We start from the raw sequence: 688 nt of genomic DNA, 5'->3' as shown, positions 1-688 counted from the left end.
CTGGATGTTGGTGACGTCGCCAGAGAGGTTCGAGATGTTCGAGTTCGTGGCGAAGAGCTGTGCGCCGTTGACGGCGTCGGTGCTGGCTACCGAAAGGTCACCGTTGGCGACGTTATGCAGTGCGACCGGTACGCTGGCGCCTGCGCCACCGAGCGTCACCGAATTGTGCGCCGACGAGTCGTAGACCACCGCATCGGCGAGCTTGCCGTTGATGTTGGTGATGTCGCCCTGGATGTTGGTGACGTCGCCGGAGAGGTTCGAGATGTTCGAGTTCGTGGCGAAGAGCTGGGAGCCGTTGACGGCGTCGGTGCTGGCTACCGAAAGGTCACCGTTGGCGACGTTATGCAGTGCGACCGGTACGCTGGCGCCCGCGCCGCCGAGCGTCACCGAATTGTGCGCCGACGAGTCGTAGATCACGGCATCGGCGAGCTTGCCGTTGATGTTGGTGATGTCGCCCTGGATGTTGGTGACGTCGCCAGAGAGGTTCGAGATGTTCGAGTTCGTGGCGTAGAGCTGGGAGCCGTTGACCGCATCGGTGCTGGCGACGGAAAGGTCACCGTTAGCGACGTTATGCAACGCGACCGGTGCACTGGCGTCTGCGCCACCGAGCGTCAGCGTATCGTGCGCCGACGAGTCGTAGACCACCGCATCAGCGAGCTTGCCGTTGATGTTGGTGATGTCGCCCTGA

Annotated in this window: 1 pseudogene; it reads right to left on the bottom strand. The window is 62.6% G+C overall.

Annotated elements, in window-relative coordinates:
* Positions 1 to 688, bottom strand: a pseudogene (locus tag EYW47_RS07445) (YadA-like family protein); the annotation flags it as partial.

The organism is Paraburkholderia silviterrae (assembly GCF_004353915.1).
In the GTDB taxonomy this organism is placed as follows: Bacteria; Pseudomonadota; Gammaproteobacteria; order Burkholderiales; family Burkholderiaceae; genus Paraburkholderia; species Paraburkholderia silviterrae.
This window is presented reverse-complemented; position numbering and strand designations above follow the sequence as displayed.